The sequence below is a fragment of the Burkholderia contaminans genome, assembly GCF_029633825.1.
In the GTDB taxonomy this organism is placed as follows: Bacteria; Pseudomonadota; Gammaproteobacteria; order Burkholderiales; family Burkholderiaceae; genus Burkholderia; species Burkholderia contaminans.
Genome location: NZ_CP090641.1, coordinates 630,579 through 654,323 on the forward strand (window position 1 = coordinate 630,579; position 23,745 = coordinate 654,323).

Here is a 23,745-nt window from a genome sequence, read left to right on the forward strand (position 1 = left end):
TCAATCGAGACGGAGCCGGGATTCCGCGTAGGCGTACATCGGACGCCACAGCAGACGGTTGAACAGGGTAACGAACAGGGACATCACGGCGATGCCCAGGATGATCTTCGGGAAATCGCCGGCGGCGGTGGTCTGCGCGATGTACGCGCCGAGGCCGTGCGCGACGACCTTCGTGTCGCCCCACTGCACGAACTCGGACACGATGCTCGCGTTCCACGCGCCGCCCGATGCGGTGATGGCACCCGTCACGTAGTACGGGAAGATGCCGGGCAGGATCGCCTGCCGCCACCACTGCCAGCCGCGGATGCGGAAATTCTTCGTCGCTTCCTTGTAGTCGTTCGGATAGGACATCGCACCGGCGATCACGTTGAAGAGGATGTACCACTGCGTGCCGAGCACGATCAGCGGCGACAGCCAGATGTCCGCGTTCAGGTGGAAGTGGACGATCACGATCACGAACACCGGGAACAGCAGGTTCGCCGGGAACGCGGCGAGGAACTGCGCGAGCGGCTGGATCTTCTCGGCCAGCGCCGGGCGCAAGCCGATCAGCACGCCGAGCGGCACCCAGATCACCGATGCGATCGCGATCAGCACCAGCACGCGCAGCAGCGTGATGAGCCCGAGCACGAGAACGTGCCCGACTTCGCCCATCGTCACGCCGGTCGCGACGAACGTGACGACGCGCCACACGACGTACAACGTCAACAGGATCACGAACGCGCCCCACACGATGTCGCCGATGCGCGACGTGCCGCGCGACGATGCACCGCGCGCACGCGTGCCTTTCAGCGACGGAAAGCGCAGCGGAATCCGCGCGGCCTGCGACAGCAGCCAGCCGGCCGGCACGAGCAGCTGATGGATCAGGTGCGTGCGGCGCATCATGTCGAGCAGCCAGGATTGCGGCGCATCGCCCGACGCGGTGTTCTCCATCCGGAACTTGTCGGCCCACGCGACGAGCGGACGGAACAGGAACTGGTCATAGGCGAGGATCACGACCGACATCGCGACGATCACCCAGCCCACCGCGCCGAGATTCTTGTCGGAGATCGCCTGCGCGAGATATGCGCCGATGCCCGGCAGCGTGATGGTCTGGTTGCCGACGGTGATCGCTTCCGATGCGACGACGAAGAACCAGCCGCCCGACATCGACATCATCATGTTCCAGATCAGGCCCGGCATCGAGAACGGCACCTCGAGCTTCCAGAAGCGTTGCCACGGCGTCAGGTGAAAACCGCGCGACACCTCGCTCAGGTCGCGCGGCACCGTGCGCAGCGACTGGTAGAAGCTGAACGTCATGTTCCACGCCTGGCTCGTGAAGATCGCGAAGATCGCGGCCAGCTCCGCACCGAGCACGCGGCCCGGAAACAGCGCGAGGAAGAACGTGACGGTAAACGAGATGTATCCGAGCACCGGCACCGACTGCAGGATGTCGAGGATCGGGATCAGCACCATGCCCGCGCGGCGGCTTTTCGCGGCGAGCGTGCCGTAGACGAGCGTGAACGTGAGCGATGCGACCATCGCGGCGAGCATCCGCAGCGTGGTGCGCAACGCGTATTCGGGCAGGTTCGACGGATCGAGCGTGATCTTCTGCGTCTGCAGCACGCCGATCGGCGCCATCGTCTGGTGGAAGCCGACGATCGCCATCGCGAGTATGCCGATGATCAACGGAAACGCGACCGCGTCCCAGCGATTGGGGAGCACGCGCCACGCGGATGCATTCGCGGTGCGATTCGGATCGAAGAAACTGATATCCATCGGTAGCGTCTTGTGTTGAATTGAAAATCGATGGGTCCGGCCGCGTGTCGCGCAGCCGGGCGTCGCGCCTCCCGGCGCGGATCAGAACAGCCCGTGCAGCGCCCAGTACAGGGCAGCCGACAGCGCGATCGAGGCAGGCAAGGTCAGCACCCACGCGAGCACGAGGTTGCGCACGGTATCCCAGCGCAGGCCCGCGCCGCTGGCCGTCATCGTCCCAGCCACGCCCGACGCGAGCACGTGCGTCGTCGATACCGGCAGCCCGTAGGCGTCGGCCATCCCGATCGTCAGCATCGCGACGGCCTCGGCCGACGCGCCCTGCCCATATGTCAGGTGCGACTTGCCGATCTTCTCGCCGACCGTCACGACGATCCGCTTCCAGCCGACCATCGTGCCGAGGCCGAGCGCGATCGCGACGGCGACCTTCACCCAGGTCGGGATGAATTTCGTCGCGCGGTCCATCTGCTTCTTGAACGCCTCGAGCGCGCTCGCGTCCTCGACCGAGAACGCCGGCGCCTTCGCCTTCTCCATCAGCCGGATCGCCTCGGACGCGACGTACATGTTGTTGCGTACGTTGTCGACGAGGTTCTGCGGCACGCTCGAGATGCCGCCGGCCTGCGCGACCTGGTCGGCGATGGTGTCGGTGAGCTTGCCCAGTGCGGGAATCGTCGCCGGCGTCAGCTTGTGCGTGCGCACGTATGCCTCGACGTCGGCGCGCGGGTCGGCCGTCCGGGCAGCCGGGTCCGCATACTTGACGAGCGTCGTCGATGCGTGGCGCGCCACCGCGACGAACGTGCTCGTCTGATCGGGCGTCACGGCCTTGTTCAGCGCATACGCGGTCGGCATCACGCCGATCAGGATCAGCATGATCAGCCCCATGCCCTTCTGCCCGTCGTTCGAGCCGTGCGCGAACGACACGCCCGTGCACGTTAGGATCAGCAGCAGGCGGATCCAGAACGGCGGCGGCTTGTTGCCCTTCGGCTCCTGGTACAGCGCCGGCACGCGCACGAGCGCCTTCAGCAGCAGCAGCACGAGCGCGGACAACACGAAGCCGATCAGCGGCGAGAACAGCAGCGCCTTGCCGACACCGAGCGCCTGGTTCCAGTCGACGCCGCTCGTGCCCGACGGGCCGCTGACGATCTGGTTCATCAGGCCGACGCCGATGATCGAACCGACGAGCGTGTGCGAACTCGACGACGGCAACCCGAAATACCAGGTCGCGAGATTCCACGTGACGGCCGCGATCAGCAGCGAGAACACCATCGCGAAGCCCGAGCCGCTGCCGACCTGCAGGATCAGCTCGACCGGCAGCAACTGCAGGATGCCGAACGCGACCGCGCCGCTCGACACGAGCACGCCGAACAGGTTCCAGAGGCCCGACCAGACAACCGCCAGGTGCGGGTCGAGCGAATGCGTATAGATGACGGTCGCGACCGCGTTCGCGGTGTCGTGGAAGCCGTTCACGAACTCGAAGCCTAGCGCGATCAGCAGCGCGACGATCAGCAGCAGGAACGGAAGGACCGAGCTCTCCTTGACGGGACTGAGATCGGCGCTCAGATGGATACCGACATAGACGATGCCGCAGGCAATGATCAGAAAAAACAGCGCGAGGCTGATGACGCGCGTGCGGCTGCTGACCGCACCGCTGGTTTCCGTTGCCGCGAGATTCGGCATGAAGGGGCTCCGGAGAGGTGACTCGGAGTGGCAGGCTATCGATCGGTCGTGACGCAAATGTGACGTGTCACTTACAAGACATTGACGAGACGTCCACCAGAACGCCTGCGCCGCCTGCCGACCCGCAAACACGGGTGTTCGACCTTGTAACTCTCGGGAATAAATCCGCCGCTGCGCCGGTATGGCACGCGAAGGCGCCGGCTTATTCCAGGACGATCCGGCCGTCCGGTTTCGTCATACGAATGCGAGGCTCACATGTCTTCATCGACCCCCACCAACCCGTCGCGCCGCAAGGCGCTGCAATGCATGGCCTTCGGCGGCCTCGGCACGCTGTTTACGCTGTCGGGCGGCATCCTGACGCCGTTCGACCTCGCGCTCGCGCAGACCGGGGACGCGCTCCCGGCCAACGCGGGCCGCCCGCTGTTCGTGCAGGTCAGCGACACGCACATCGGCTTCAACAAGGACGCGAACCCCGACGTATCGGCCACGCTGAAGCAGACGATCGACCTCGTCAACGGCATGCCGGCGATGCCCGCGCTGGCCATCCATACCGGCGACATCACGCACCTGTCCAAGCCCGAGGAGTTCGACCACGCGTCGCAACTGCTCTCCGCGCTGCGCGTGCCGGAACTGCATACGGTGCCCGGCGAGCACGACGTCACCGACGGTTCGGGCGCCGAATATTTCGGCCGGTTCGGCAAGGCGTCGGACAATCGCGGCTACTACAGCTTCGATCACGCGGGCGTGCACTTCATCGGCCTCGTCAACGTGATGCACTTCAAGCCGAACGGGCTCGGCAGCTTCGGCGACGACCAGCTCGCGTGGCTCGAGCAGGATCTCAAGGGCCGCTCGTCGAGCACGCCGATCGTCGTGTTCTCGCACATGCCGATGTGGACCATCTACGAGCCGTGGGGCTGGGGCACCGGCGACGCGCCGCAGACGATGGCGCTGCTGCGCCGCTTCGGCTCGGTCACCGTGTTGAACGGGCACATCCACCAGATCGTGTCGAAGGTCGAGGGCAACGTGACGTTCCACACGGCGCGCTCCACCGCGTTCCCGCAACCGACGGCCGGCAACGGCCCGGGCCCCGTGCCGCTCACCGTGCCGCGCGACCGGCTGCCGTCGATGCTCGGCGTGACGACCGTCGAATTCGCGGGCCATCCGGTCGCGTCGTCGCTGCACGATGCGACGCTGGCCTGACGCACCGAACCCCAGGGAGACCGACATGACCCGCTTCAAGCCATCCAGCCTCATCGCGGCGCTGCTCCTGTGCGCCACCGCCCCGCTCACCGCGTTCGCGCAGGGCCCCGACGGCACGCTCGTGACGATCCGCAATTTCATGTTTTCGCCGATGTCGACGACGATCAAGGCCGGCACGACGATCACGTGGAAGAACCTCGACGCGGAGCCGCACACCGTCGTCAACGACGCCGGCATCTTTCATTCGAAGGCGCTCGACCAGGACGAAACGTACGCGTTCCGCTTCGACAAGCCGGGCGTCTACAAGGTGTTCTGCGGGATTCACCCGTACATGAAGGAGACCATCACGGTCGAATGACGCGGCGCGTCACGACACGCGCTCGAGGGTCGGAAGGGTCTGGCGTCGAATCAAGCGGGGCCGCCCGTTGCACTGCGGGCGGCCCTGCGCCGCCGATCGCCTAAACTGGATCGAACCGTTCGGCGAACCCGACCCACCCTCACACGCAGCGAGGCCAGCCATGACCGCGAGCCAGCCGGCACGCATGGATCTTCCCGGGCAAGTGGTGCTCGTGCTCCAGGGCGGCGGCGCACTGGGCGCATTCCAGCTCGGCGTCTTTCAGGCGATGGACGAAGCCGGCATCCGGCCCGACTGGGTGGTCGGCACGTCGATCGGCGCGATCAACGCGGCGCTGATCGCCGGGAATCCGCCCGCGCAGCGTTACGAGAAGCTGTCGGCATTCTGGCGGCGCGTGACCGAACGGACCCGTTTCGACACGGCACCGCTGCTGCCCGGCTGGAACCGGACGCTGGCCGAGCTGATGATCATCGGCGGCGGCATCGCGGGATTCTTCCAGTCCAATCCGGCCTCGTGGCTCGGGCCGATGGTCCGACTCGGCGTCGATCGCGCGTCGTATTACCGGATCGCGCCGCTGCGCGACACCCTGGCGTCGCTGATCGATCCCGACCTGCTGAACGCGGGCCACCCGCGCCTGACCGTCAGCGCGGTCAATGCGTGCTCGGGCACGATGCGCTATTTCGATTCACGCGATACGCGACTGGCGCTCGAGCACATCATGAGCTCCGGCGCGCTGCCGCCCGCGTTCCCAGCGATCAGGATCGACGGCGAGCCGTACTGGGACGGCGGCGTGTATTCGAACACGCCGGTCGAGGTCGTGCTCGACGACAATCCGCGCCGCAGTTCGATCATCTTCTCGGTCCAGATGTGGAACCCGGCCGGCCCCGAGCCCGAGAGCATCTGGCAGGTGTCGGAGCGGCAGAAGGACATCCAGTACGCGAGCCGCACCGACAGCCACATCGCGCGGCAGCAGCAGATCCACCGGCTGCGCCACGTGATCCGCGAGCTGGCGCGGCACGTGCCGGAGGCCGAACGCGCGTCGCCGGCCGTGCGCCGGCTCGCCGCGTGGGGATGCGAAACCACGATGCATCTGATCAAGCTCGCGGCGCCGCGACTCGCCGACGACAATCAGTTCAAGGACATCGATTTCACGCCGGCCGGCATCGCGGCCCGCCGGCAGGCCGGCTACGAGGCCGCGCAACGGGCCATCGCGGCGCGTCCGTGGGAGACACCGACGGACCCGACGGAAGGCCTGACGGTATTCGACGCCAGCGGGCCGCCGATCACGGAGGGTCCGGCATGACGCGCGCCGCCCCGATCTCGCGCCGACGGCACCGGCGCGATCACACGCGCCCGGCGGCCTGAAGGCAGGCCTGGCCGGCCGCATTCACCTCGACCATCGCCACGCCGTTAAGCGCGGGGGGCCGGACGACGTAGCCGTGCGCATGTCCGGCGCCGTGCCGAAAACGACCGGACACGATTGCGGCAACGCCTGCCCGAACAGCACGGCCAGCCCGCAAGCGGACGTGAACATGCCGAGGCCGTCATGCCCGACGCCCGGCACTTCGACGACCTGCTGCGCGAGATCGTCAGGATGCCGCTTCTTCAGATAGTCGAAATACGCGAGCCCGCGTGCGAGCCGGTACGGGCCTTGCGCCATGGCCGCGCATGAGCGGTCGATGAAGTGGGTGTAAGGGTTCGTGTCGGCCTGGCCGAGCAGGTACACGACATGACGCGCGACATAGCGTGTTTCAAGATCGCGCACGTCCTGCGACGCAACGTAAGGCGGGGCCGACTTCAGCCCGTATTTCCACTGGGTCGCGCTCGGGCAGGTTCCGTCTGCGATCGCCTGGCCGTCCGGCCGTTCGTCGTCGAAATACAGGTAGCTCGACGGGTTCGCGACCACATAGCGCACCGCGATGCCGGCCCGCTCCAGCGCATCGCCTTCATGCCCGGCCACCGCGTAACGCTGCAGCAACTGCGCGCCGGCGGAATGGCCGATCACGACCACGGTCGACAACGCGGGATACAAGCCGCGGTCGGCGAAATGCGCGAGCAATGCATCGAGTGCGGTGAACGAACTGATCGGGGCCGGCTGCCGGGCCGGTTCGCCGCCCTTCCATCCTTCCTGGGTCCAGGCGAGCGTCGGCGCGGGCAGCGAGAACGCACGCGTATCGGCGCGCGTCAGGAATTGCGGCGCGACGACCATCGTGCCCCGGCCCGCCGCACCGGCCTTCCCGACGACCTTGAGCCCCGATGCGTAATAAGCGTCGGCATTGCGCAGCGTGCCGTGAATCACGATGAACACACGCGTGACGTCGGGTGCCGCCTTGTCGACGGGATGGTCGGCATAGACGGGCAAGATCGCGCTGCCCTGCGGCGTGTCGACGGTCAGGCGCTGGTCGGCGACCGCCTTCACCGGTGCTTCCAGACGTTCGCGCTGGGTGGGCGTGACGGCTTCGGCCGGACGCGCGCCGCCCAGCGCGCCGATGGCTGCCGCGACCGGAATCGCGAACGCCAGGGTCCGGGCGGCCGGCAACACACGTGAGCGCCGGATGCTTGCGAAGGCAACGGAAATGAGTGACATGGCGACGGATCGAGTGGCGGACATGACTTTAACGGCGATGGTCGCAGAATCCGTCGCGCGCGGCCGGCCCGTTGCGTCATCCGGCTCAGTCGGCCGGCTCGGAAACCCGCCCGGCGTCGGCGCGGGTTTCATGCGCATCGCCGCACGGCGTGTTCCGGCCCCCTGCCGTCGGTGGCCCGTTGCCCGCCGCCACGGCGAGCAACGGGCGCTCGGGATGGACGAACAGCCACAGCACCGCGCCGCAAGCGGCCGCGGCACCGATCACGAACATCCCGCTGCCCCAGCTGCCGGTGACCTTGACGACGAGCGCGAGCGCCATCGGGCCCGCGACGTTCGACAACGCGCCCCACACGTTGGTCCAGCCCGACATCACGCCGGCGAACGGCCGCCCGAGATCCTGCGCGGCCGACCAGACGACGACCTGCACGAACCCGACGGCCGCAAACGACAGGCACAGCAGCGCGATCACCGCCGCCATCGCCTGCGCGCGGGACGCGGCGACCAGCGCCAGCGCGCTCACGACGAATCCCGCCACCGCGACCGGCGTGCGTGCCCAGTAGATCGAACCCGTTTTCTTCAGCAACCGGTCGCTGACGGTGCCCGCGACGAATACCGCCACGAACACGGCAACCCACGGCAGCGATGCGACCATCCCCATCGCCTTCAGCGACAGTCCGCGCGCATGCATCAGGTAGGTCGGCAGCCACACCGTGTAGAAGCTCTGGATCAGCACGAGAAGGAAATACTGGACGCCGAAGATCCAGAAGCGTCCCAATCGCAGGCAGCGCATGAGCGAACCCGACACGACCGTGTCGCCGGGCGGCTGGCCGGCCGCGATGTAGTCCGCCTCGGCCTGCGTGATGAGCGGATGCGACGCCGGCGCATCGCGGTAGCCGAACCACCAGATGGCACCCAGCAGCAGGCCGAGCGCGCCGAATCCATAGAAGACGGCATGCCAGCCGAAATGGACGATCGTCCACGCTGTGAGCGGCGCCGACACGATCGGCCCCAGATACAGTCCCGCGAGCAGCGCCGCATTGCCTTTTGCGCGCTCGCCGGCCGGAAACCAGCGCTTGAGCGCGACGACGCTGCTCGACCAGTCGGCCGACTGCGCGCCGCCGAGCACCAGCCGGCAACCGAACAGCCAGGCAAACGCGCTGCCGAACGGCGTGACGATCATCATCAGCGACCACAGCGTGCTCGTGCCGAACAGCACGCCGCGCGAGCCGAAGCGTTCGGCCGCGCGCCCCGCCGGCATCTGGCCGATCGCATAGGCCCAGAAGTAAATCGTCAGGATCATCGACATCTCGACGATCGACAGGCCGAGTTCGCCCTGGATCGTCGGTGCGGCCACGGCCATCGCCGCACGATCGAGCGTCATCACGAAGGTCAGCGGCGCGAGCAGAAACGCGACGATCTTCCAGCGGAGATGGTTCACGTGGCGCGGCATCGTGCGGCTCCCGAATCCGGCGTCAGGCATCGTGCGGGCCGCACGCTTGGCCCGGATCGCGCTGCATGTGCTGCACGATCGCGGCCAGGTCGCCGATATGCGTCGCGACCGCCTGCTTGCCCGCACGCGCCCATTCGTCGAATGACGTCATCCCGCTTACCGCGCCGACGAACGCCACGCCGGCCCGCTCGGCCGCCTGTGCGTCCACTGCGTGGTCGCCGACATAGACCGCAGCGTGTGCCGGCAGATCGAGCCGCGCCAGTGCCTGCACGAGCCCTTCGGGATCCGGCTTGTGACGCTGCACGTCTTCCCCGCCGATCAGCACGTCGACGAGTGACTGCAACCCGTTACGCTCGAGAATCGCCTCGATCCGGTAGCGAAACTTCGACGACACGATCGCGACGGCGAGCCCTTGCGCCCGCAACCAGGCAAACAGCGGCGGCACCTCGGGATAAATGCGGGTGCCGGGCACCATGATCGCGTCGGCACGCGCCACGAAATGCCGCGCGAACGCGTCGGCCCGCGCCGGTTCGGTTTCGCCCGTCAACGCGCGGAACATCTGCGGCAGTGTCAGCCCGATCACCGCACCGATCTGCGCGGGTGTCGCGCCGGCTGCCCCAAGCTGATGCAACGCGTATTCCGTGCATTCGATGATCGCCGCGGACGAATCCGCCAGCGTCAGGTCGAAGTCGAATATGACGGCCCGCACACGCATGAAAGGACTCCTCAGGCAAACATGGACCATGCCCGACGCATGCCCCGGAATGACGTTGCGATGCGCGCCCGCGCATCGAGCGGTCAGCGTGACTGACCGGATTGCTCGCGATCGGCCGCGTCCAGCCCTTCCGGATCGCGCTTCGCCCATTGTCTTGCCCACCCCAGCAACGGCTGCAGCGCCGCTTCGAGCCGCCGGCCTTCGGCCGTCATGCAGTAGCCGCCCTCGCCATGCTCCACGAGGCCCGACGCCTTGAGCTCGGCCAGCCGCGTGTTGAGCAGGCGCGCATTCGTTTCGCAGGCTTCCTGCAGTGCGCGGAACGTCAGCGGCTCGCCGCGCAGTTCCCACAGGATGCGCAGCGCAGTGCGCCGCCCGAGCAGATCCAGCACGACCATGATGGGCCGTCCCGTCTTCGATCCGCGAACGCGTTGTCCGATTTTTGGTGTGGTCATGCTGTACTTTTTAAAGCAATCGACAGACGGCGTCAATTACTTGAATCGCACTTCTACTCTGCTTTACTTTTTAAAGCACCACGCCTACGCTTCCACGCATGCATCGTCTCAGGCACGAGGCTCACATGACTCAGCGCATTGCATCCGCATCACCACCGTTCGCTCCCCACATCGCAGCCGCGATCGAACGGATCATGCAGGGCCGACCACCGCTGCGACTCTTCACCACGGTCGCACGCGATCCGCGCCTGTTCACGAAATTCTTTGCCGCCGGCCTGCTGGACAAGGGCCATCTCGACATCCGGCAACGCGAGATCGTCATCGATCGCACCACCGCGCTTTGCGGGTCCGAATATGAATGGGGCGTGCATGTGGCCGTGTTCGCACGGGCGGCGAAGCTGACCGGCGAGCAGACCGGATCGTTGGCTCACGGTTCGGCCGACGATGCATGCTGGAACGATGACGACCGGTTGCTGATCCGGATGTGCGATGCGCTGCATCGGCACTGCGATATCGACGATGGCCTGTGGCACGCGCTGAGTCGGCGTTTCAGCGACGAGGCGCTGCTTGAGCTACTGATGCTTGCCGGCTTCTATCGGACGGTGAGCTATCTCGCGAATGCACTGCGCCTGCCGATGGAGGCGCATGCGGCGCGATTTCCGGCTCGTGCGTCGGGATGTGCGTTCGATTCCCCCGATTTGCCAACCGAGGATCGAACGTGATTACCGAAATCGTCTTCTTCAAGCTGCAACCCGGCATCGATGTCGCCACGCTGAAGGCGCGCTGCGAAAGCACTGCATCGAAGCGGGCGCAGAGTCCGGATTTGCTGCGTGCCGCAGCGATCAGTCGATCGCCGGAATCCACGCGGCCGTCGCCGCGTCGCTCGCACGAAACGCCGGAAACTTCGCGCCGAGTTCGGCCACGGTATGAATGTCGTTCTTCACGAGATCGTCGCGCGTGATCAGCGCCGGCTTGACCGCGATGCGCGCGCCCGGGTTTTGTCCTGCGACCAGCAGCGCCGCGGCCCGCACCGACACCGCACCGACGACCGCCGGATTGGTCGCGGCCGTCGCGACCCACGGGCTGTTCGGCGCGCGGATGGCCTCGATGTCGGCCGTCGACACGTCCGCGCTGTAGATACGGATTTTCGACGAGAGCCGGGCCTCGTCCGCCGCGAGCTTTGCGCCGCGCGCGAACTCGTCGTACGGCGCGAACACCACACGAATGTCGGGATTCGCGCGATACACGGCCGCCGCCTGGTTCGCGACCGATTGCGCGATCGGATTGTCGACGGTGCCCCAGCGCGCCTTTTCCTGCACCTTCGGATGCGCGCGCTTGAAGTCGCGCCACGCGGCATCGCGCCGGTCGAGCGGCGCGAATCCGGCCACGTACACGTACCCTGCCGCGAACGCGTCGCCGTTGTCCTTCACGGCCTGATCCAGCAGCAGGTTCGCGAGGTCGCGATCGTTCTGCTCGATCTGCGGCACCTTCGGATTGGCGAGATCGACGTCGAACGCGACCACCTTGATGCCCTTGTCCAGCGCGCGCTGCACGACGTCCTTCAGCGATTCCGGCAAGCCGTGATTGACGATGATCGCGGACACACCGATGCTGATCGCCTGCTGAATCTGCTCACGCTGCTCGGCCGCATCCTGCCGCCCTTCGTAGATGCGCAGATCGACGCCGAGCGCGCGTGCCTGCTTCTGCGCGCCGGCTTCGTAGGCCTGGAAGAAATCGCCGGTCGACAGGTAGTTGACGAGCGCGATCTTCACGCCGCCCTTGTCGAACGGCGCGGGCGCGCCCTTGAGCGGGCCGGCGTGTGCGGTGGGCATACCGAGCGCGAGTGCGGCGCCCAATACGAGTGCACCGAGTTTCGGTTCGAGGCGCGACTTTCGGCGAAGCAACGAGCGCATGGCGTGTCTGTCTCCGTACAGGACGATATCGGCTCAATCTATCAGCACGGCACGCGAACTCAAACCGACCGATTCGGCAATCGATATTACTTTGGATAACAAACGGTCCCGCCTGCGGATTCTCCGACCCCGTCCATGCCCGAACCGAGTCTCGGCGACCTCACGCATCACGCCCTGGCGTCCGCGCGGCGACCGATGCCGAACGTAAATGCGAGGGCCAGCACCAGCAGCACGCCCTTGATGAAGTCCTGCATATAGTAGGGAGCGTTCAGCATCGTCAGCCCGTTGAGCAGCACGCCGACGAACACCGCGCCGACGACCGTGCCGAACACGTTCGGCCGCTTCGCGCCCCACACCGCGTAACCGATCAGCGCGGCCGCCACCGCATCGAGCAGCAGCGAGTGGCCCGCGCTCACGTCGCCGCGGCCGACCCGCGCGGCGATCAGCACGCCGCCCAGCGAAGCGATCGCGCCCGACACGACATACGCGGCGACCCGGTAGCGCGCGGCCGGCGCGCCGGCCAGCCGCGCGGCCGTCTCGTTGCCGCCAATCGCGTAGATCACGCGGCCCCAGCGCGTCGCCTCCATCGTCACGCAGGCCAGCACCGTCACCGCCGCGAGTAGCAGGACCGGCAACGGGACGACGTCGAACACGCGCAGCCGGCCGAGCGCGAGAAAGGCGTCGGGGAAGACGCCCGTCGCGTCCGTGCCGTCGGGCAGCACGGAGCCGGTCGCGAGCGAACGGCCGCCGGTCGGGATCAACTGCAGGCCGGCCAGCAGGAACAGCGTGCCGAGCGTCGCGAGCTGGTCGGGCACGCGCAGCCACGTAATCAGCAAGCCGTTGAACACGCCGGCAGCCACGCCGAGCACGACGCAGGCGAGCACGGCCGCCCATGCACTGCCGTGCCAGACGACCAGCACGTAGCTCGCGGCCATCTGCGCGGTCGCGGCCACGCTGCCGACCGACAGGTCGAAACCGCCGGCCGCGAGCGTGACCGTCACGCCGATGCCGAGCAACGCGACGATCGACACCGCCTGCAGGATGCTGAACAGATTATCGACGTTCAGGAACGCGGGCTCCCTGAGCGCGAACACGACCACGAGGACGGCCAGCACGAGCAGGATGCCGGTTCGTTCGAGCGTATCGCGGAGACGGGCCGGCCAGGGGCGCGACGACCGTTCGACGGGAACGGCAGGACGCACTGCGGAGGAAGTCACGGGTTTCATGAGCAGGCACCCACGATGGAAGAAGTCGGAGGCAGGCAATCGAGCGTCGCGCGATCGAACCGCACGATACGATCGGCGATCTCGGCGGCTTCCTCGAGATCGCTGACGAACACGATCGTCGTGCGCTCATGCGCATGACGCCGCAACGTATCGACGATATCGGCGCGCGCCCCGGCATCGATGCCCTGGAACGGCTCGTCGAGCAGCAACAGCCGCGCCGGCTCGGCGTGCCAGCGCGCGAGCACGACCTTCTGCTGGTTGCCGCCGGACAGGTGGGCGACGCGGTCGTCGGGGCCTTCGCAGCGAATCCCGAACCGCGCGATCGCCGCCGCGGCGGCCGTGCGTTCGCGCGCTCGACGCACCGCGCCGCTCGCGAACCAGCGCGACAGGAACGGAAAGCCGATCGTGCCCGCGATCGATGCGAACGGGACGCTGTCGGGAAACAACGACGTGCGCCAGCGATCCTCGCCGGCGGGAATACGCCGGCGCGAATCGCGTCGGCGGGCGTTCGTGGCCGCCACGGCCGGCCGTCGAGCGTCATCTCGCCGGCCGCCGCCCGCACGGCGCCGAAGATCGTCCGCGCGAAGCGCGACTTGCCGCCGCCGACCGGGCCCGCGATCGCGACGATCTCGCCGCGCCGGACGTCGAGATCGAACGGCGTACTGGTCGGCGTCAGCCGGATCTGCCGCACGCTGAAGCCTGATCCGGGCCCGGATTCGGCCTGCGCGGCCTGCTCCGGCGCGAGGGCACGCGCTCGCGGCAGCGGCCGCCCGATCATCGTTTCCACCGCGGCGTCGAAATCGATCGGCGCGGCCAGGTCGGCGACGATCCGGCCGTCGCGGACGATCGCCGCGCGATCGGCAATGCGGCGCAAATCGCCGAGCCGATGCGACACCAGCAGGATCGCGACGCCGTCGCGACGCAACGCGTCCACCAGCACGAACAGCCGCTCGGCCTCCGCTGCGGACAGGCTGGCGGTCGGTTCGTCGAGAATCAGCAACGACGGCTGCCCGGCCAGCGCGCGCGCCAGGGTCACGCGCTGCTGGTCGGCCAGCGACAGCGAGGCCAGCGGCGCCGCCAGATCGACATCGAGCCCGACCCGTGCGGCGAGCGACAGCGCCGCGGCACGCCGCGCGGCCGGCGGTGCGCGCCACGGCGAGGCCGGGTCGCATAACCGGTCCAGCAGCAGGTTGTCGGCGATCGACAGCGTCGGCACGACGGCGTCGGCCACCGACTGGTGCACGGTCGCGACGCCGAGCCGCTTGGCCGCGTGCGGCGACGCCGGCCGATACGGGTCGCCGCGCAGCGTCAGCGTGCCGCCGTCTGCTTGCAGCGCGCCGCTCAGGATCTTGACGAAGGTCGACTTGCCGGCGCCGTTCGCGCCCATCAGCGCGACGACTTCACCCGCGCCGATCGACAGGTCGAGTGCCGCCAGCGCGACGGTCGCGTCGAAGCGTTTCGCGATGCCCGTGGCGCTCAGGACCGGCGACGACGCCGATCGATGGGGTCGATCTTCGCGCCGCGTCGCGTCCATGGTTTCGTTCGTCGCGCCGTTCATGCCGAAAGATTCCGGTCGGCACGACGCGGTTGCTGCAGGAACAGTACGTCATCGATCATGTCACGCCACTCCGATGAAAGTCGTCCGGCATTGATCGGCTGGTCAGCCCGCTTCAGCCACGGGAAACCGGAACGAAGCGCCATAGGCCGTGTCCGGCAGGCGGTCACGCCCGCTCAACCGCGAACGGAAGGTGCCGCTCGCCGGCGTCGTGCGGTACAGGCCGCGCTTCTTCAGTTCCGGCACGATCAGTTCGGCGAAATCGTCGAGCGTGCCCGGGCTGATCAGCGGATTGAGCATGTAGCCGCTCGTCGTCGACTGCTGTGCGTGCTCGGCGAGCTGGTCCGCGACTTCGTCCGGCGAGCCGACGAGGATCAGGTCGGTGCCGCGCGTGACGCTCGCGAACTTGCGCCGCACGTCGCCGGCGGTGAGCGGCTTGCCGCTGCCGTCCGGCCGCACCACGTAGGACGTCAGCCCTTCCGTCTGCGTCGTCAGCGGTTCGTCGTCCGCATAGCGGTCGATGTCGATGCCGGTGTCGCCCGCATAGCTGACGAGCTGCGCGCGCTGGTGATAGTGCTGCTGCAGCGTGTGATATTTCTCCTTCGCGTCGCTCGACGTGCGCGCCGTCACGATCCGCAGCACCGTCAGCGACTTCACGTCGTCCGCCGCCCGGCCGCGTTCGGCCGCGAGCCGCCGAATCTCGTCGAGGCCCGTGCGAATCTCGTGCGGATTCGACTTCGCGACGAACACCACCTCCGCGTGCTTCGCCGCGAACTCGCGCCCCGCCCCGACCAGCCGGCCTGGATCAGCACCGGCGAGCGCTGCGGCGACGGCGCGCAGACGTGCGGCCCCTGCACGCGATAATGCGTGCCGTCGTGCGCGATCGGTCGCACGCGGTCGCCGCGCGCATAGCGCGGCGCGTGCTTGTCGGCGACGACCGCGTCGTCCGCCCAGCTGCCTTCCCACAGTTTGTAGGCGACGTCGAGAAACTCCTCCGCGCGCGCATAGCGTTCATCGTGGCCGATCATTCGGTCGAGCCCGAAATTGCGCGCCGCGCTCGTCAGGTAGGACGTCACGATGTTCCAGCCGATCCGGCCGTTGCTCAGGTGATCGAGCGTGCTGAAACGGCGCGCGAGCGCGAACGGGTGCTCGTAGGTCGTGCTCGCGGTCACCCCGAACGCGAGCCGCTCGGTCTGCGCGACGAGCGCCGGAATCAGCATCATCGGATCGTTCGCGGGCGCCTCGACCGCCCACTGGACCGCCGCGTCGGCCGACCCACCATAGATGTCGTACAGGCCAAGCACGTCCGCGAAGAACAGCATGTCGAGATCGGCCTGCTCGGCCGTGCGCGCGAGGTTCGACCAGAACGCGAGCGTATTCGCGCGCAGCCGCTCGTCGGCGGGATGAGTCCACAGGCTCGGCGCGCCGCCGCAGCCGACACTGGCTTGTTCATACAGGGAAAACAGCAAGGGGCGAGGATCGGACATCGTCGAAATCGGTACCAGGCAGGAGTCAGTTGGGTGCCGCCCACGCGCCCGACGACGCACGGCGGCGCCGTACGGGCAGGCGGTCGTCGGTCGTGCGCGTCAGGTAGCGATTGACGTGCTTCTCGAGACGGGCGGCGGGAATGGTCAGCAGCGCGACCAGCACGACATAGACGATCGCCGCACCGGCCAGCGGTTCGTATACGCGCAACGTCTCGAAGCGCAATGTATTGGCCGTGCCCATCACGTCGAACACGGTCACGGTCGACGCGAGGACGGTCGATTTCAGCAGCAGGATCGCCTCGCCGGTGAGCGCGGGCAGCGCAAGCCGCCATGCGCGCGGGCCGACGATGCGGCGCAGCACCTGCACGCGCTTCATCCCGTAGGCATGGCCGGCCTCGATCTCGCCGGCCGGCACGCCGGCGATCGCGCCGCGCAGGATCGTCGCGACGTACGCGCTCTCGTTCACGCTCAACGCGACGATCGCGTACCAGAACGCGTCGCGCAGCAGAGGCGACGCCCAGCTGTCGCGCATCCATTCACGCGGGACGATCTGGCCGAATCCGTAGTAAAGCAGATAGAGCTGTACGAGCAGCGGCGTGCCGCGGATCAGCATGAGCCAGCTGCGCGCGGACCAGCGCAACGGCGTATGGCGCGCACCGGCGGCGAGCGCGAGCGGCACGCCCAGCAGCAGGCTGGCCGCACCCGACACAAGCGTCAGCGCGAGCGTGGTCGGCACCGCGGCGAGCAGCTTCGGCATCACCGTGTCGAGCAGGAAAGGCAGCGAGAAGATCATGTGGTCGCGCGCCTCGTGCCGCGATTCACATGCCGTTCGAGCGCCGCGAAGAGGCCGCTCGACGTAATGCTCAACAGCAGGAACAGTGCGGCCGTGACGAGGTAGAAGAATACGTAGTGCCGCGTCGCGCCGGCCGCGAGCTGGCTCGCCTTCAGCAGATCCGTAAACGAACCGAGCACGCTGATGAACGACGCGTCCTTGGTCGCGTTCAGCCACACGTTGCCGACGCCCGGCAACGCAAGCCGCGAGGCAGCCGGAAGCCGGATACGCGCGAACGTCTGCCATGGCGTCATCCCGTACGCGTGCGCGGCTTCGATCTGGCCGACCGGCACGTTGACGAGCGCCGCGCGGAAGATGTCGGTGAGATACGCGCCCTGGATGAAACCGAGCGACAGTGCGGCGACGACGAACGGGTCGAACGCGAAGTCCCCGGATACGAGGCCGCTGGTGCGCAGCGCGTTCTCGATGGCCGGTGCGACCGCGTAGAACGCGAGCAGCAGGCACAACAGTTCGGGCAGCGCGCGCACGAGCGTCGTATAGAGCCGCGCCGGCCACACGAGCGCTGCGTGGCGCGACAGCTTGCCGAGCGCGCCGGCGATACCGAGCAGCACGCCGGTGCAGAACGACGCCGCGGCGACGCCGAACGTCAGCGCGAACGCGCCCGCGAACACGCGGCCGTAGCCGCCGTCGCCGAATGCGAGCAGCGCGAGCAGCGAATCGTCCGCGGCCATGGGGTCAGCGGCCCTTCTCGATCGTGCCTTTCAGGTTCGGATAGCGGGCGGTGATCGCATCCCACGTGCCGTCCTGCTGCAGTTGCGCGATCGCGGTCGACAGCTTGCCGCGCAGCGCATCACCGTGCCGCACGCCCGCGCCAACGCCGAGGCCCAGCACCGGATCGTCCGCGCACGTGGCCTTGACCTCGAAGTCCTTGCCGTCGCGCGACGCGAGGAACGCCGTGAACAACCCTTTGCCTTCCTGCACGTAGTCGACGCGGCCGGACACCAGATCGGCGAGCGCATTGTCGAACTTGTCGAACGCCTTGATCTGCGCGTCCTGCTTGAAGCGGGCGTCGAGGAAGGCCGAGAAGTTGGTGCCGGCCTCGACGCCGATCACGCGGCCCTTGAAGGTCGCGGGAGCCGCGCAGTCGACACGGCGCCGGTCGCTTTTCGCGCCGACGAACACCGTCGGCGATTCGTAATACGCACGGCTGAAATCGATGGCTTTCTGCCGCTCGCCGGTGATCGTCATCGACGACCAGATCACGTCGATCTTGCGGTTCTGCAACGCCGGAATCAGGCCGTCCCACGCGATGTCGGTGAGTTCGCACCGCACGTTCAGCTTGCCGCACGCGGCATCGAGCACGTCGACTTCCCAGCCTTTCCACTTGCCGGAGGCATCCTTCGAAAAGAACGGGGGGTACGACTCGGCGTCGATGCCGACGCGCAACGTCGGCTGGGCCGCATGGGAAACCGGCACTAGGCCCAGCACGAACAGCGCGGCCGCGGCACGGCGGACCCTGGAACGCATCAAACGATTCATGTGGCGAATTTCTGGAATAACGTCGGAACGACCGGCGGTGCAGCCGGCAGGAGGCCAGACTGTAATGCCCGCCGATGCGTGTACCAAATGGTTATTTTCGCGATGGATATCTGATTGCGCGATATGCGCGGAACCGCGCAGCGTCTGGCGTCCACGCACGGGGCACCCCGCTCGGCCTGCTTCAACGCGCAGGCGATCTGTTCGTCGGTGAACTCGCTCTTCTTCATGGCATGACCTCGTTGTCTCGATGACAGCGTCATGCCGGCACTTTCCACTTTCCACCGGGACAGTTTTGTGGGCTGGGGTCAGCTATCAACCCCATTGCCAGCAGTGCTTTCAAACATATCGCAAAATTCCGATATAAGATTCGCCCATCGACGATACCTTGTTGCCCGACCGAAACGCCCCACCCCTCCATGCCGACCGAACTCGACATCGACGCGATCCTGAAAGCGCTCTCGAACCCCGTGCGCCGGGAAATCCTCAACTGGCTGAAAACGCCGGGCGAGCATTTCCCGAACCAGACGCTGCCGTATGAACACGGCGTCTGCGCGGGCCAGATCGACGCGCGCTGCGGGCTGTCGCAGTCGACGGTCTCCGCGCACCTCGCGACGCTCCAGCGCGCGGGGCTCGTGACGTCGACACGGATCGGCCAGTGGGCGTTCTTTCAGCGCAACGAGGCCGTCATCGACGCATTTCACGACGCCCTGCGCCGCGAACTCTAGTCAACACGGCCGAACCGGCCATGCGGAGCGCTGTCGCCCATGACGCGACGGTTTCCCGCCTTTCGTGAAGAGGTTATTTGCCATGCCCACCCTGTTCGATCCCGTCGCCCTCGGCGACCTGACCCTGCCGAACCGCATCGTGATGGCGCCGCTCACCCGCTCCCGTGCCGGTGCGACGCGCGTGCCGAACGCACTGATGGCCCGCTACTACGCCGAGCGCGCGACGGCCGGCCTGATCATCACCGAAGCAACGTCGGTCACGCCTCAGGGCGTCGGCTACGCGGATACCCCCGGCATCTGGTCCGACGAGCAGGTCGAGGGCTGGAAACAGGTGACGCAGGCCGTGCATGCGGCCGGTGGGCGCATCGTGCTGCAACTCTGGCACGTCGGCCGGATCTCCGACCCGGTGTTCCTGAACGGCGACCTGCCGGTCGCGCCGAGCGCGATCGCCGCGGGCGGCCACGTGAGCCTCGTGCGTCCGCAGCGCCCGTACGTGACGCCGCGCGCACTCGAGCTCGACGAAATCCCGGGCATCGTCGCCGCGTACCGCAAGGGCGCGGAGAACGCGAAAGCGGCCGGCTTCGACGGCGTCGAAATCCACGGTGCGAACGGCTACCTGCTCGACCAGTTCCTGCAGGACAGCACCAACCACCGCACCGATGCATACGGCGGCCCGATCGAGAATCGCGCACGCCTGCTGCTCGAAGTGGTCGATGCGGCGATCGACGTGTGGGGCGCCGGCCGCGTCGGCGTGCACCTTGCCCCGCGCGGCGACGCGCACACGATGGGCGATTCCGATCCGGCGGCAACGTTCGGTTATGTCGCGCGCGAACTCGGCCGTCGCAAGATCGCGTTCATCTTCACGCGTGAGTCGTATTCGGGCGATCACCTGAGCCCGCGCCTGAAGGAAGCGTTCGGCGGCCCGCTGATCGCGAACGAGCAGTTCACGTTCGACACCGCGCAGGCCGCGCTCGCAAGCGGCAACGCCGACGCGATCGCATGGGGCAAGCTGTTCATCGCGAACCCCGACCTGCCGCGCCGCCTCGAACTCGGCGCACCGCTCAACAAGCCGGTGCCGGAAACGTTCTACGCGGAAGGCGAAACGGGTTATACCGATTACCCGGCGCTGAGCGACGCGGCCTGACGGCCCGGCAGCGCGTGTTCAGCGGCGCACGTCCGCCCGCATGAACACGCGCTGCGTCTCGTCGAGCCCAAGGGCGACGTGGTGCGCGCGGATCTCGCGCAGCATGTCGTCGAGCGTGGCGTCGTCGACGATGCTGAAACCGAGGCGCGCGTAGTACGGCGCATTCCACGGCGCGTCGCGAAACGTCGACAGCACGATCTCCGCGATCCCCTCCTGCGCCGCGCGCGCCGTCACCTGTTCGATCAGGCGCGCGCCGATCCGCTGTCCGGCATGCGACGGCGCGACATCCAGTTCTTCCAGGTAAAGCCGCTGCGCATCGAGCAGCCGGTAGAACGCAAATCCAACGCACGCCCCCTGCTCATCGACCGCCACATACGCGCGACCGTCGTCGATACGCACGAGCACGGCCGCCGCATCGGTCGGCTCGCCTTCGGCGATGTGGGTCATGCCGATTGCGCGGAACCGCTGCGCGGCGGCGACTTCGACGGCGGCCATCGCGGCCGCGTCTTCCCGCGTGGCGGGACGGATCAGGATCGATGCAGTCATCACGGCAATTCAGGCAGGCAGTCTGGAACGGCCGTCACTATAATCGAAACCTCATACGTTTCGAACGCCCCCACCCAAGAGGTTCGTCATGGCTTTGTCCGCGCTCGCCGTCTTCGCCGTCACCCTGCTCGTCACCGCCGGCACGCCCGGGCCGAGCGTCGCCGCGCTGGTCGCGCGCGTGCTGACGAACGGCGTGCGGGACGTGTTGCCGTTCCTCGCGGCCATGTGGCTCGGCGAAGCGCTGTGGCTCACGCTCGCGGTCGCGGGGTTGTCCGCGTTCGCGCGCACGTTCGCGGCCGGGCTGATCGTGCTGAAGCTGCTCGGCGTCGCGTACCTGCTGTTCCTCGCGTGGAAGATGTGGACGGCACCGACCGCGACCGGCGACGACGACCTGCCGCGCGGCCAGTCGCCGTGGCGCATGTTCGTCGCGGGAATGCTCGTTACGCTCGGCAACCCGAAGATCATGGTGTTCTATCTCGCGCTGCTGCCGACGATCGTCGATCTCTCGCACGTCGGTGTCACTGCGTGGGCCGAGCTGGTCGGCACGATGCTCGCGGTCCTGATCCTTGCCGACTGCGTCTGGTCGCTGCTGGCGTCACGCGCACGAGCGTTCCTGACGTCGGCGCGAGCCAAGCGGTTCGCCAACCGCACGAGCGCGACCGCGATGGCCGGTGCGGCGGTGGCGATCGCGACGCGCTGAGCGCATCTGTCCGGCGCACGTCGCGCCGCGCCCCTCCAATTGCCCCGGGGAATCGACATGAAGACCTGGCTCTCGGCTGCCCTGCTCTGCCTGTCCGCCACGGTCGCGCATGCGGCCGGCCTCAAGTTCGTCACCATCCCTGCCGACGCGGCCGGCCCCGAGTTGCGCGCGGTCATCTGGACGCCGTGCGCGGCGCCCGCGCAGTCGCTCACGATCGGCCCGTTCCTGCTGAAAGGGCAACGCAACTGCCCGACCGTCGGCGACAAGCTGCCGCTCGTCGTGATTTCGCACGGCCACGCCGGCACGTACTTCGGGCATCACGACCTCGCCGAAACGCTCGCCGACGCGGGCTACGTCGTCGCGGCGATCAACCATCCCGGCGACACGCATACCGACATGAGCCGCGCGGCCGACCTGCGGGAGCTGGTCGAGCGGCCGGAGGACATCAAGCGCCTGGTCGACTACATGCTGGCCAACGGGCCCGACGCCGCGCATGTCGATCCCGCCCGGATCGGCTTCTTCGGCTTCTCGCGCGGCGGCTATACGGGCCTCGTGCTGGCCGGCGCCAATCCGGATTTCGTCCACGCGCACGTGGCCTGCCCGGACCCGACCTGGCTGATCTGCAAGCAGATCCGCGACCACGACCTGCCGCGCCAGCCGCTGACGCACGATCCGCGGATCAAGGCCTACGTGATCGCCGACCCGATGAACGAATTCCCGACCGCCGATACGCTGAAGGACGTGCACGCGCCGATCCAGCTGTGGGGATCCGAAGCGGGCGGCGACGGCGTGGAGCCGGAAACCGTCTCCGCGCTGGCCGGCATGCTGCCGAAACGGCCGGAATTCCACGTCGTGCCCCACTCCGCGCATTTCGCGTTTCTCGCGCCGTGCTCCGACCAACTGGCGCAGGTCTCGCCTGAAGTCTGTACCGATGCGAAGGGATTCGATCGCGCGGCCTTCCACGAAACGCTCGATGCGAAGGCGCTCGCGTTCTTCAGCGCGAATCTGCGCTAACAGCGAAACGTCTTGCGCCAGACGCCCGGCGCCGGCACATGGTCGTTGCACGCGATCAGCGCGCGCACCAGCGCCCAGTCGTCGTCGTCGCAGAAGTCGAGCAGCATCGTGCCATACGGGCCGGGCTGCTCGCGCAGCCGCTCGGCCAGCCGCGCATGAATGCCCCGCACCCTGCCGTCGCCGTGCGCGACCACCGACGGATTCGCGCCCATCCCGGTCCCGCTGCAGAAGTTGATCGCCCAGCGGCCGCTGTCCGGCGACGGCAGGTCCGTCAGCAGCGTGTCGATCGCACGCCACTTCCAGCCGATCGACGCGGCCACCGGCACGCGGTATTCGTCCTGGATCACGAATGCGCCGTCGGGATGATCGATCGTGAAGGTCGCGTTGTCGGGCCACGCGGTCAGGTCGATGCCGAGCGGCCGGCTGCTGCGAAAACGCCGCAGCAGCACGATCGCGCCGCGCACGTCGCCGAGCGTGGGCAGCGTGCCGCCGGCATGCCAGCGCAGCCGCGGATGCCGCGCACGATGCGCGTCGAACGTCGCATCGAAACTGCGCGTGCAAGCATGGGCCGGCCATTCATCCTTCACCGACATTACGATGCATTCGCGCGGATGCGCTTCGAGAAAACGCGCACAGGTTGCCAGCACGTCGTCGAACGTCATGCCGAGCGCGATGCCGCCGTGATGGATGTCGAACGCATCGCGCACGTGCCGGCAGCGGATGTCGAGCAGCCGCACGCCATGCGCGAGCTGGGCATCGAGCGGCGCACGCTGGGTGCGCACGAGCCCGTCGTCGACGGTATACGCACAGGTGTCATGGCTGCCCGGTAGGGTCAGCGTATGCAGCAGTCGCGCATCGTCGAGCGCCGACATCCAGTCGGCGGGCGGCATGCACGTATCGTGGCTCGAAGGGATCATG

22 protein-coding genes and 2 pseudogenes are annotated in these 23,745 nt (G+C 67.7%); 8 read left to right on the plus strand and 16 right to left on the minus strand.

Annotation, left to right across the window (positions count from 1 at the left end):
• Complete coding sequence (locus tag LXE91_RS20535; RefSeq protein ID WP_039343945.1) at window positions 1–1,755, minus strand: ABC transporter permease; 1,755 nt, start codon at window positions 1,753–1,755, stop codon at window positions 1–3.
• An 81-nt stretch (window positions 1,756–1,836) separates the two neighbouring features.
• The gene (locus LXE91_RS20540) at window positions 1,837–3,426 is read right to left on the minus strand and encodes an inorganic phosphate transporter (RefSeq protein ID WP_039343944.1); all 1,590 of its coding nucleotides are present in this window, start codon (window positions 3,424–3,426) and stop codon (window positions 1,837–1,839) included.
• Between the two features lie 255 nt (window positions 3,427–3,681).
• On the opposite strand from LXE91_RS20540, the gene LXE91_RS20545 reads away from it, so the two are divergent.
• The 3 genes from LXE91_RS20545 to LXE91_RS20555 all read left to right on the plus strand — a co-directional run bounded on the left by LXE91_RS20545 (window position 3,682) and on the right by LXE91_RS20555 (window position 6,284).
• The gene (locus tag LXE91_RS20545) at window positions 3,682–4,626 is read left to right on the plus strand and encodes a metallophosphoesterase family protein (RefSeq protein WP_039343942.1); all 945 of its coding nucleotides are present in this window, start codon (window positions 3,682–3,684) and stop codon (window positions 4,624–4,626) included.
• Window positions 4,627–4,651: 25 nt separating this feature from the next.
• Entirely contained in the window at window positions 4,652–4,984 is a 333-nt protein-coding gene (locus LXE91_RS20550) for a cupredoxin domain-containing protein (RefSeq protein ID WP_039343940.1), read from the plus strand.
• Between the two features lie 160 nt (window positions 4,985–5,144).
• On the plus strand, window positions 5,145–6,284 hold the full coding sequence (locus tag LXE91_RS20555; RefSeq protein WP_039343938.1) for a patatin-like phospholipase family protein: 1,140 nt from the start codon (window positions 5,145–5,147) through the stop codon (window positions 6,282–6,284).
• An 84-nt stretch (window positions 6,285–6,368) separates the two neighbouring features.
• Here the strand turns inward: LXE91_RS20555 and LXE91_RS20560 are convergent, their stop codons facing one another.
• From LXE91_RS20560 to LXE91_RS20575, 4 genes are all read right to left on the minus strand, one after another.
• Window positions 6,369–7,568, minus strand: coding sequence for an alpha/beta fold hydrolase (locus tag LXE91_RS20560; protein ID WP_046196556.1), 1,200 nt, complete (start codon window positions 7,566–7,568; stop codon window positions 6,369–6,371).
• Between the two features lie 85 nt (window positions 7,569–7,653).
• Window positions 7,654–9,006: an MFS transporter gene (locus LXE91_RS20565; RefSeq protein WP_157644943.1), complete on the minus strand. Its 1,353-nt coding sequence runs from the start codon at window positions 9,004–9,006 to the stop codon at window positions 7,654–7,656.
• 34 nt (window positions 9,007–9,040) lie between these two features.
• A complete protein-coding gene (locus LXE91_RS20570) occupies window positions 9,041–9,733 on the minus strand; it encodes an HAD family hydrolase (protein WP_039343936.1) in 693 nt (230 codons plus the stop codon).
• Window positions 9,734–9,816: 83 nt separating this feature from the next.
• Window positions 9,817–10,128, minus strand: coding sequence for a winged helix-turn-helix transcriptional regulator (locus LXE91_RS20575; RefSeq protein WP_223274307.1), 312 nt, complete (start codon window positions 10,126–10,128; stop codon window positions 9,817–9,819).
• A gap of 182 nt (window positions 10,129–10,310) precedes the next feature.
• On the opposite strand from LXE91_RS20575, the gene LXE91_RS20580 reads away from it, so the two are divergent.
• Complete coding sequence (locus LXE91_RS20580) at window positions 10,311–10,907, plus strand: carboxymuconolactone decarboxylase family protein (protein ID WP_046196558.1); 597 nt, start codon at window positions 10,311–10,313, stop codon at window positions 10,905–10,907.
• Window positions 10,908–11,027: 120 nt separating this feature from the next.
• On the opposite strand, the gene LXE91_RS20585 is transcribed toward LXE91_RS20580, so the two are convergent.
• The 8 genes and pseudogenes from LXE91_RS20585 to LXE91_RS20620 all read right to left on the minus strand — a co-directional run bounded on the left by LXE91_RS20585 (window position 11,028) and on the right by LXE91_RS20620 (window position 18,925).
• A complete protein-coding gene (locus LXE91_RS20585; protein ID WP_039343934.1) occupies window positions 11,028–12,098 on the minus strand; it encodes a substrate-binding domain-containing protein in 1,071 nt (356 codons plus the stop codon).
• A 167-nt stretch (window positions 12,099–12,265) separates the two neighbouring features.
• On the minus strand, window positions 12,266–13,324 hold the full coding sequence (locus tag LXE91_RS20590; protein WP_039343932.1) for an ABC transporter permease: 1,059 nt from the start codon (window positions 13,322–13,324) through the stop codon (window positions 12,266–12,268).
• Window positions 13,321–14,882, minus strand: a pseudogene (locus tag LXE91_RS20595) (sugar ABC transporter ATP-binding protein). Before LXE91_RS20595 ends, LXE91_RS20590 begins: the two are co-directional and overlap by 4 nt.
• A 102-nt stretch (window positions 14,883–14,984) precedes the next feature.
• A pseudogene (locus tag LXE91_RS20600) lies at window positions 14,985–16,366 on the minus strand (LLM class flavin-dependent oxidoreductase).
• 25 nt (window positions 16,367–16,391) lie between these two features.
• Window positions 16,392–17,159: an ABC transporter permease gene (locus LXE91_RS20605; RefSeq protein ID WP_039343927.1), complete on the minus strand. Its 768-nt coding sequence runs from the start codon at window positions 17,157–17,159 to the stop codon at window positions 16,392–16,394.
• Window positions 17,156–17,890: an ABC transporter permease gene (locus tag LXE91_RS20610; protein WP_039343925.1), complete on the minus strand. Its 735-nt coding sequence runs from the start codon at window positions 17,888–17,890 to the stop codon at window positions 17,156–17,158. Before LXE91_RS20610 ends, LXE91_RS20605 begins: the two co-directional genes overlap by 4 nt.
• Window positions 17,891–17,894: 4 nt before the next feature.
• On the minus strand, window positions 17,895–18,698 hold the full coding sequence (locus LXE91_RS20615; RefSeq protein WP_052759328.1) for a transporter substrate-binding domain-containing protein: 804 nt from the start codon (window positions 18,696–18,698) through the stop codon (window positions 17,895–17,897).
• Window positions 18,695–18,925: a hypothetical protein gene (locus LXE91_RS20620; RefSeq protein WP_039343920.1), complete on the minus strand. Its 231-nt coding sequence runs from the start codon at window positions 18,923–18,925 to the stop codon at window positions 18,695–18,697. The genes LXE91_RS20615 and LXE91_RS20620 overlap by 4 nt, the downstream gene beginning before the upstream one ends.
• Window positions 18,926–19,114: 189 nt before the next feature.
• On the opposite strand from LXE91_RS20620, the gene LXE91_RS20625 reads away from it, so the two are divergent.
• A complete protein-coding gene (locus tag LXE91_RS20625; RefSeq protein WP_011354559.1) occupies window positions 19,115–19,423 on the plus strand; it encodes an ArsR/SmtB family transcription factor in 309 nt (102 codons plus the stop codon).
• Between the two features lie 82 nt (window positions 19,424–19,505).
• Entirely contained in the window at window positions 19,506–20,567 is a 1,062-nt protein-coding gene (locus tag LXE91_RS20630) for an alkene reductase (protein ID WP_039343915.1), read from the plus strand.
• 18 nt (window positions 20,568–20,585) lie between these two features.
• Here the strand turns inward: LXE91_RS20630 and LXE91_RS20635 are convergent, their stop codons facing one another.
• Window positions 20,586–21,113: a GNAT family N-acetyltransferase gene (locus LXE91_RS20635; RefSeq protein ID WP_039343912.1), complete on the minus strand. Its 528-nt coding sequence runs from the start codon at window positions 21,111–21,113 to the stop codon at window positions 20,586–20,588.
• An 88-nt stretch (window positions 21,114–21,201) separates the two neighbouring features.
• Between LXE91_RS20635 and LXE91_RS20640 the strand changes: the two genes are divergently transcribed.
• The gene (locus LXE91_RS20640; RefSeq protein ID WP_039343911.1) at window positions 21,202–21,813 is read left to right on the plus strand and encodes a LysE family translocator; all 612 of its coding nucleotides are present in this window, start codon (window positions 21,202–21,204) and stop codon (window positions 21,811–21,813) included.
• Window positions 21,814–21,870: 57 nt separating this feature from the next.
• Window positions 21,871–22,827 (plus strand): alpha/beta hydrolase family protein, encoded by a 957-nt coding sequence (locus LXE91_RS20645; RefSeq protein WP_039343909.1) that lies wholly within the window; start codon window positions 21,871–21,873, stop codon window positions 22,825–22,827.
• On the opposite strand, the gene LXE91_RS20650 is transcribed toward LXE91_RS20645, so the two are convergent.
• Complete coding sequence (locus LXE91_RS20650; RefSeq protein WP_152269756.1) at window positions 22,824–23,744, minus strand: phosphatidylinositol-specific phospholipase C; 921 nt, start codon at window positions 23,742–23,744, stop codon at window positions 22,824–22,826. The genes LXE91_RS20645 and LXE91_RS20650 overlap by 4 nt on opposite strands.
• Between the last annotated feature and the right edge of the window lies 1 nt (window position 23,745).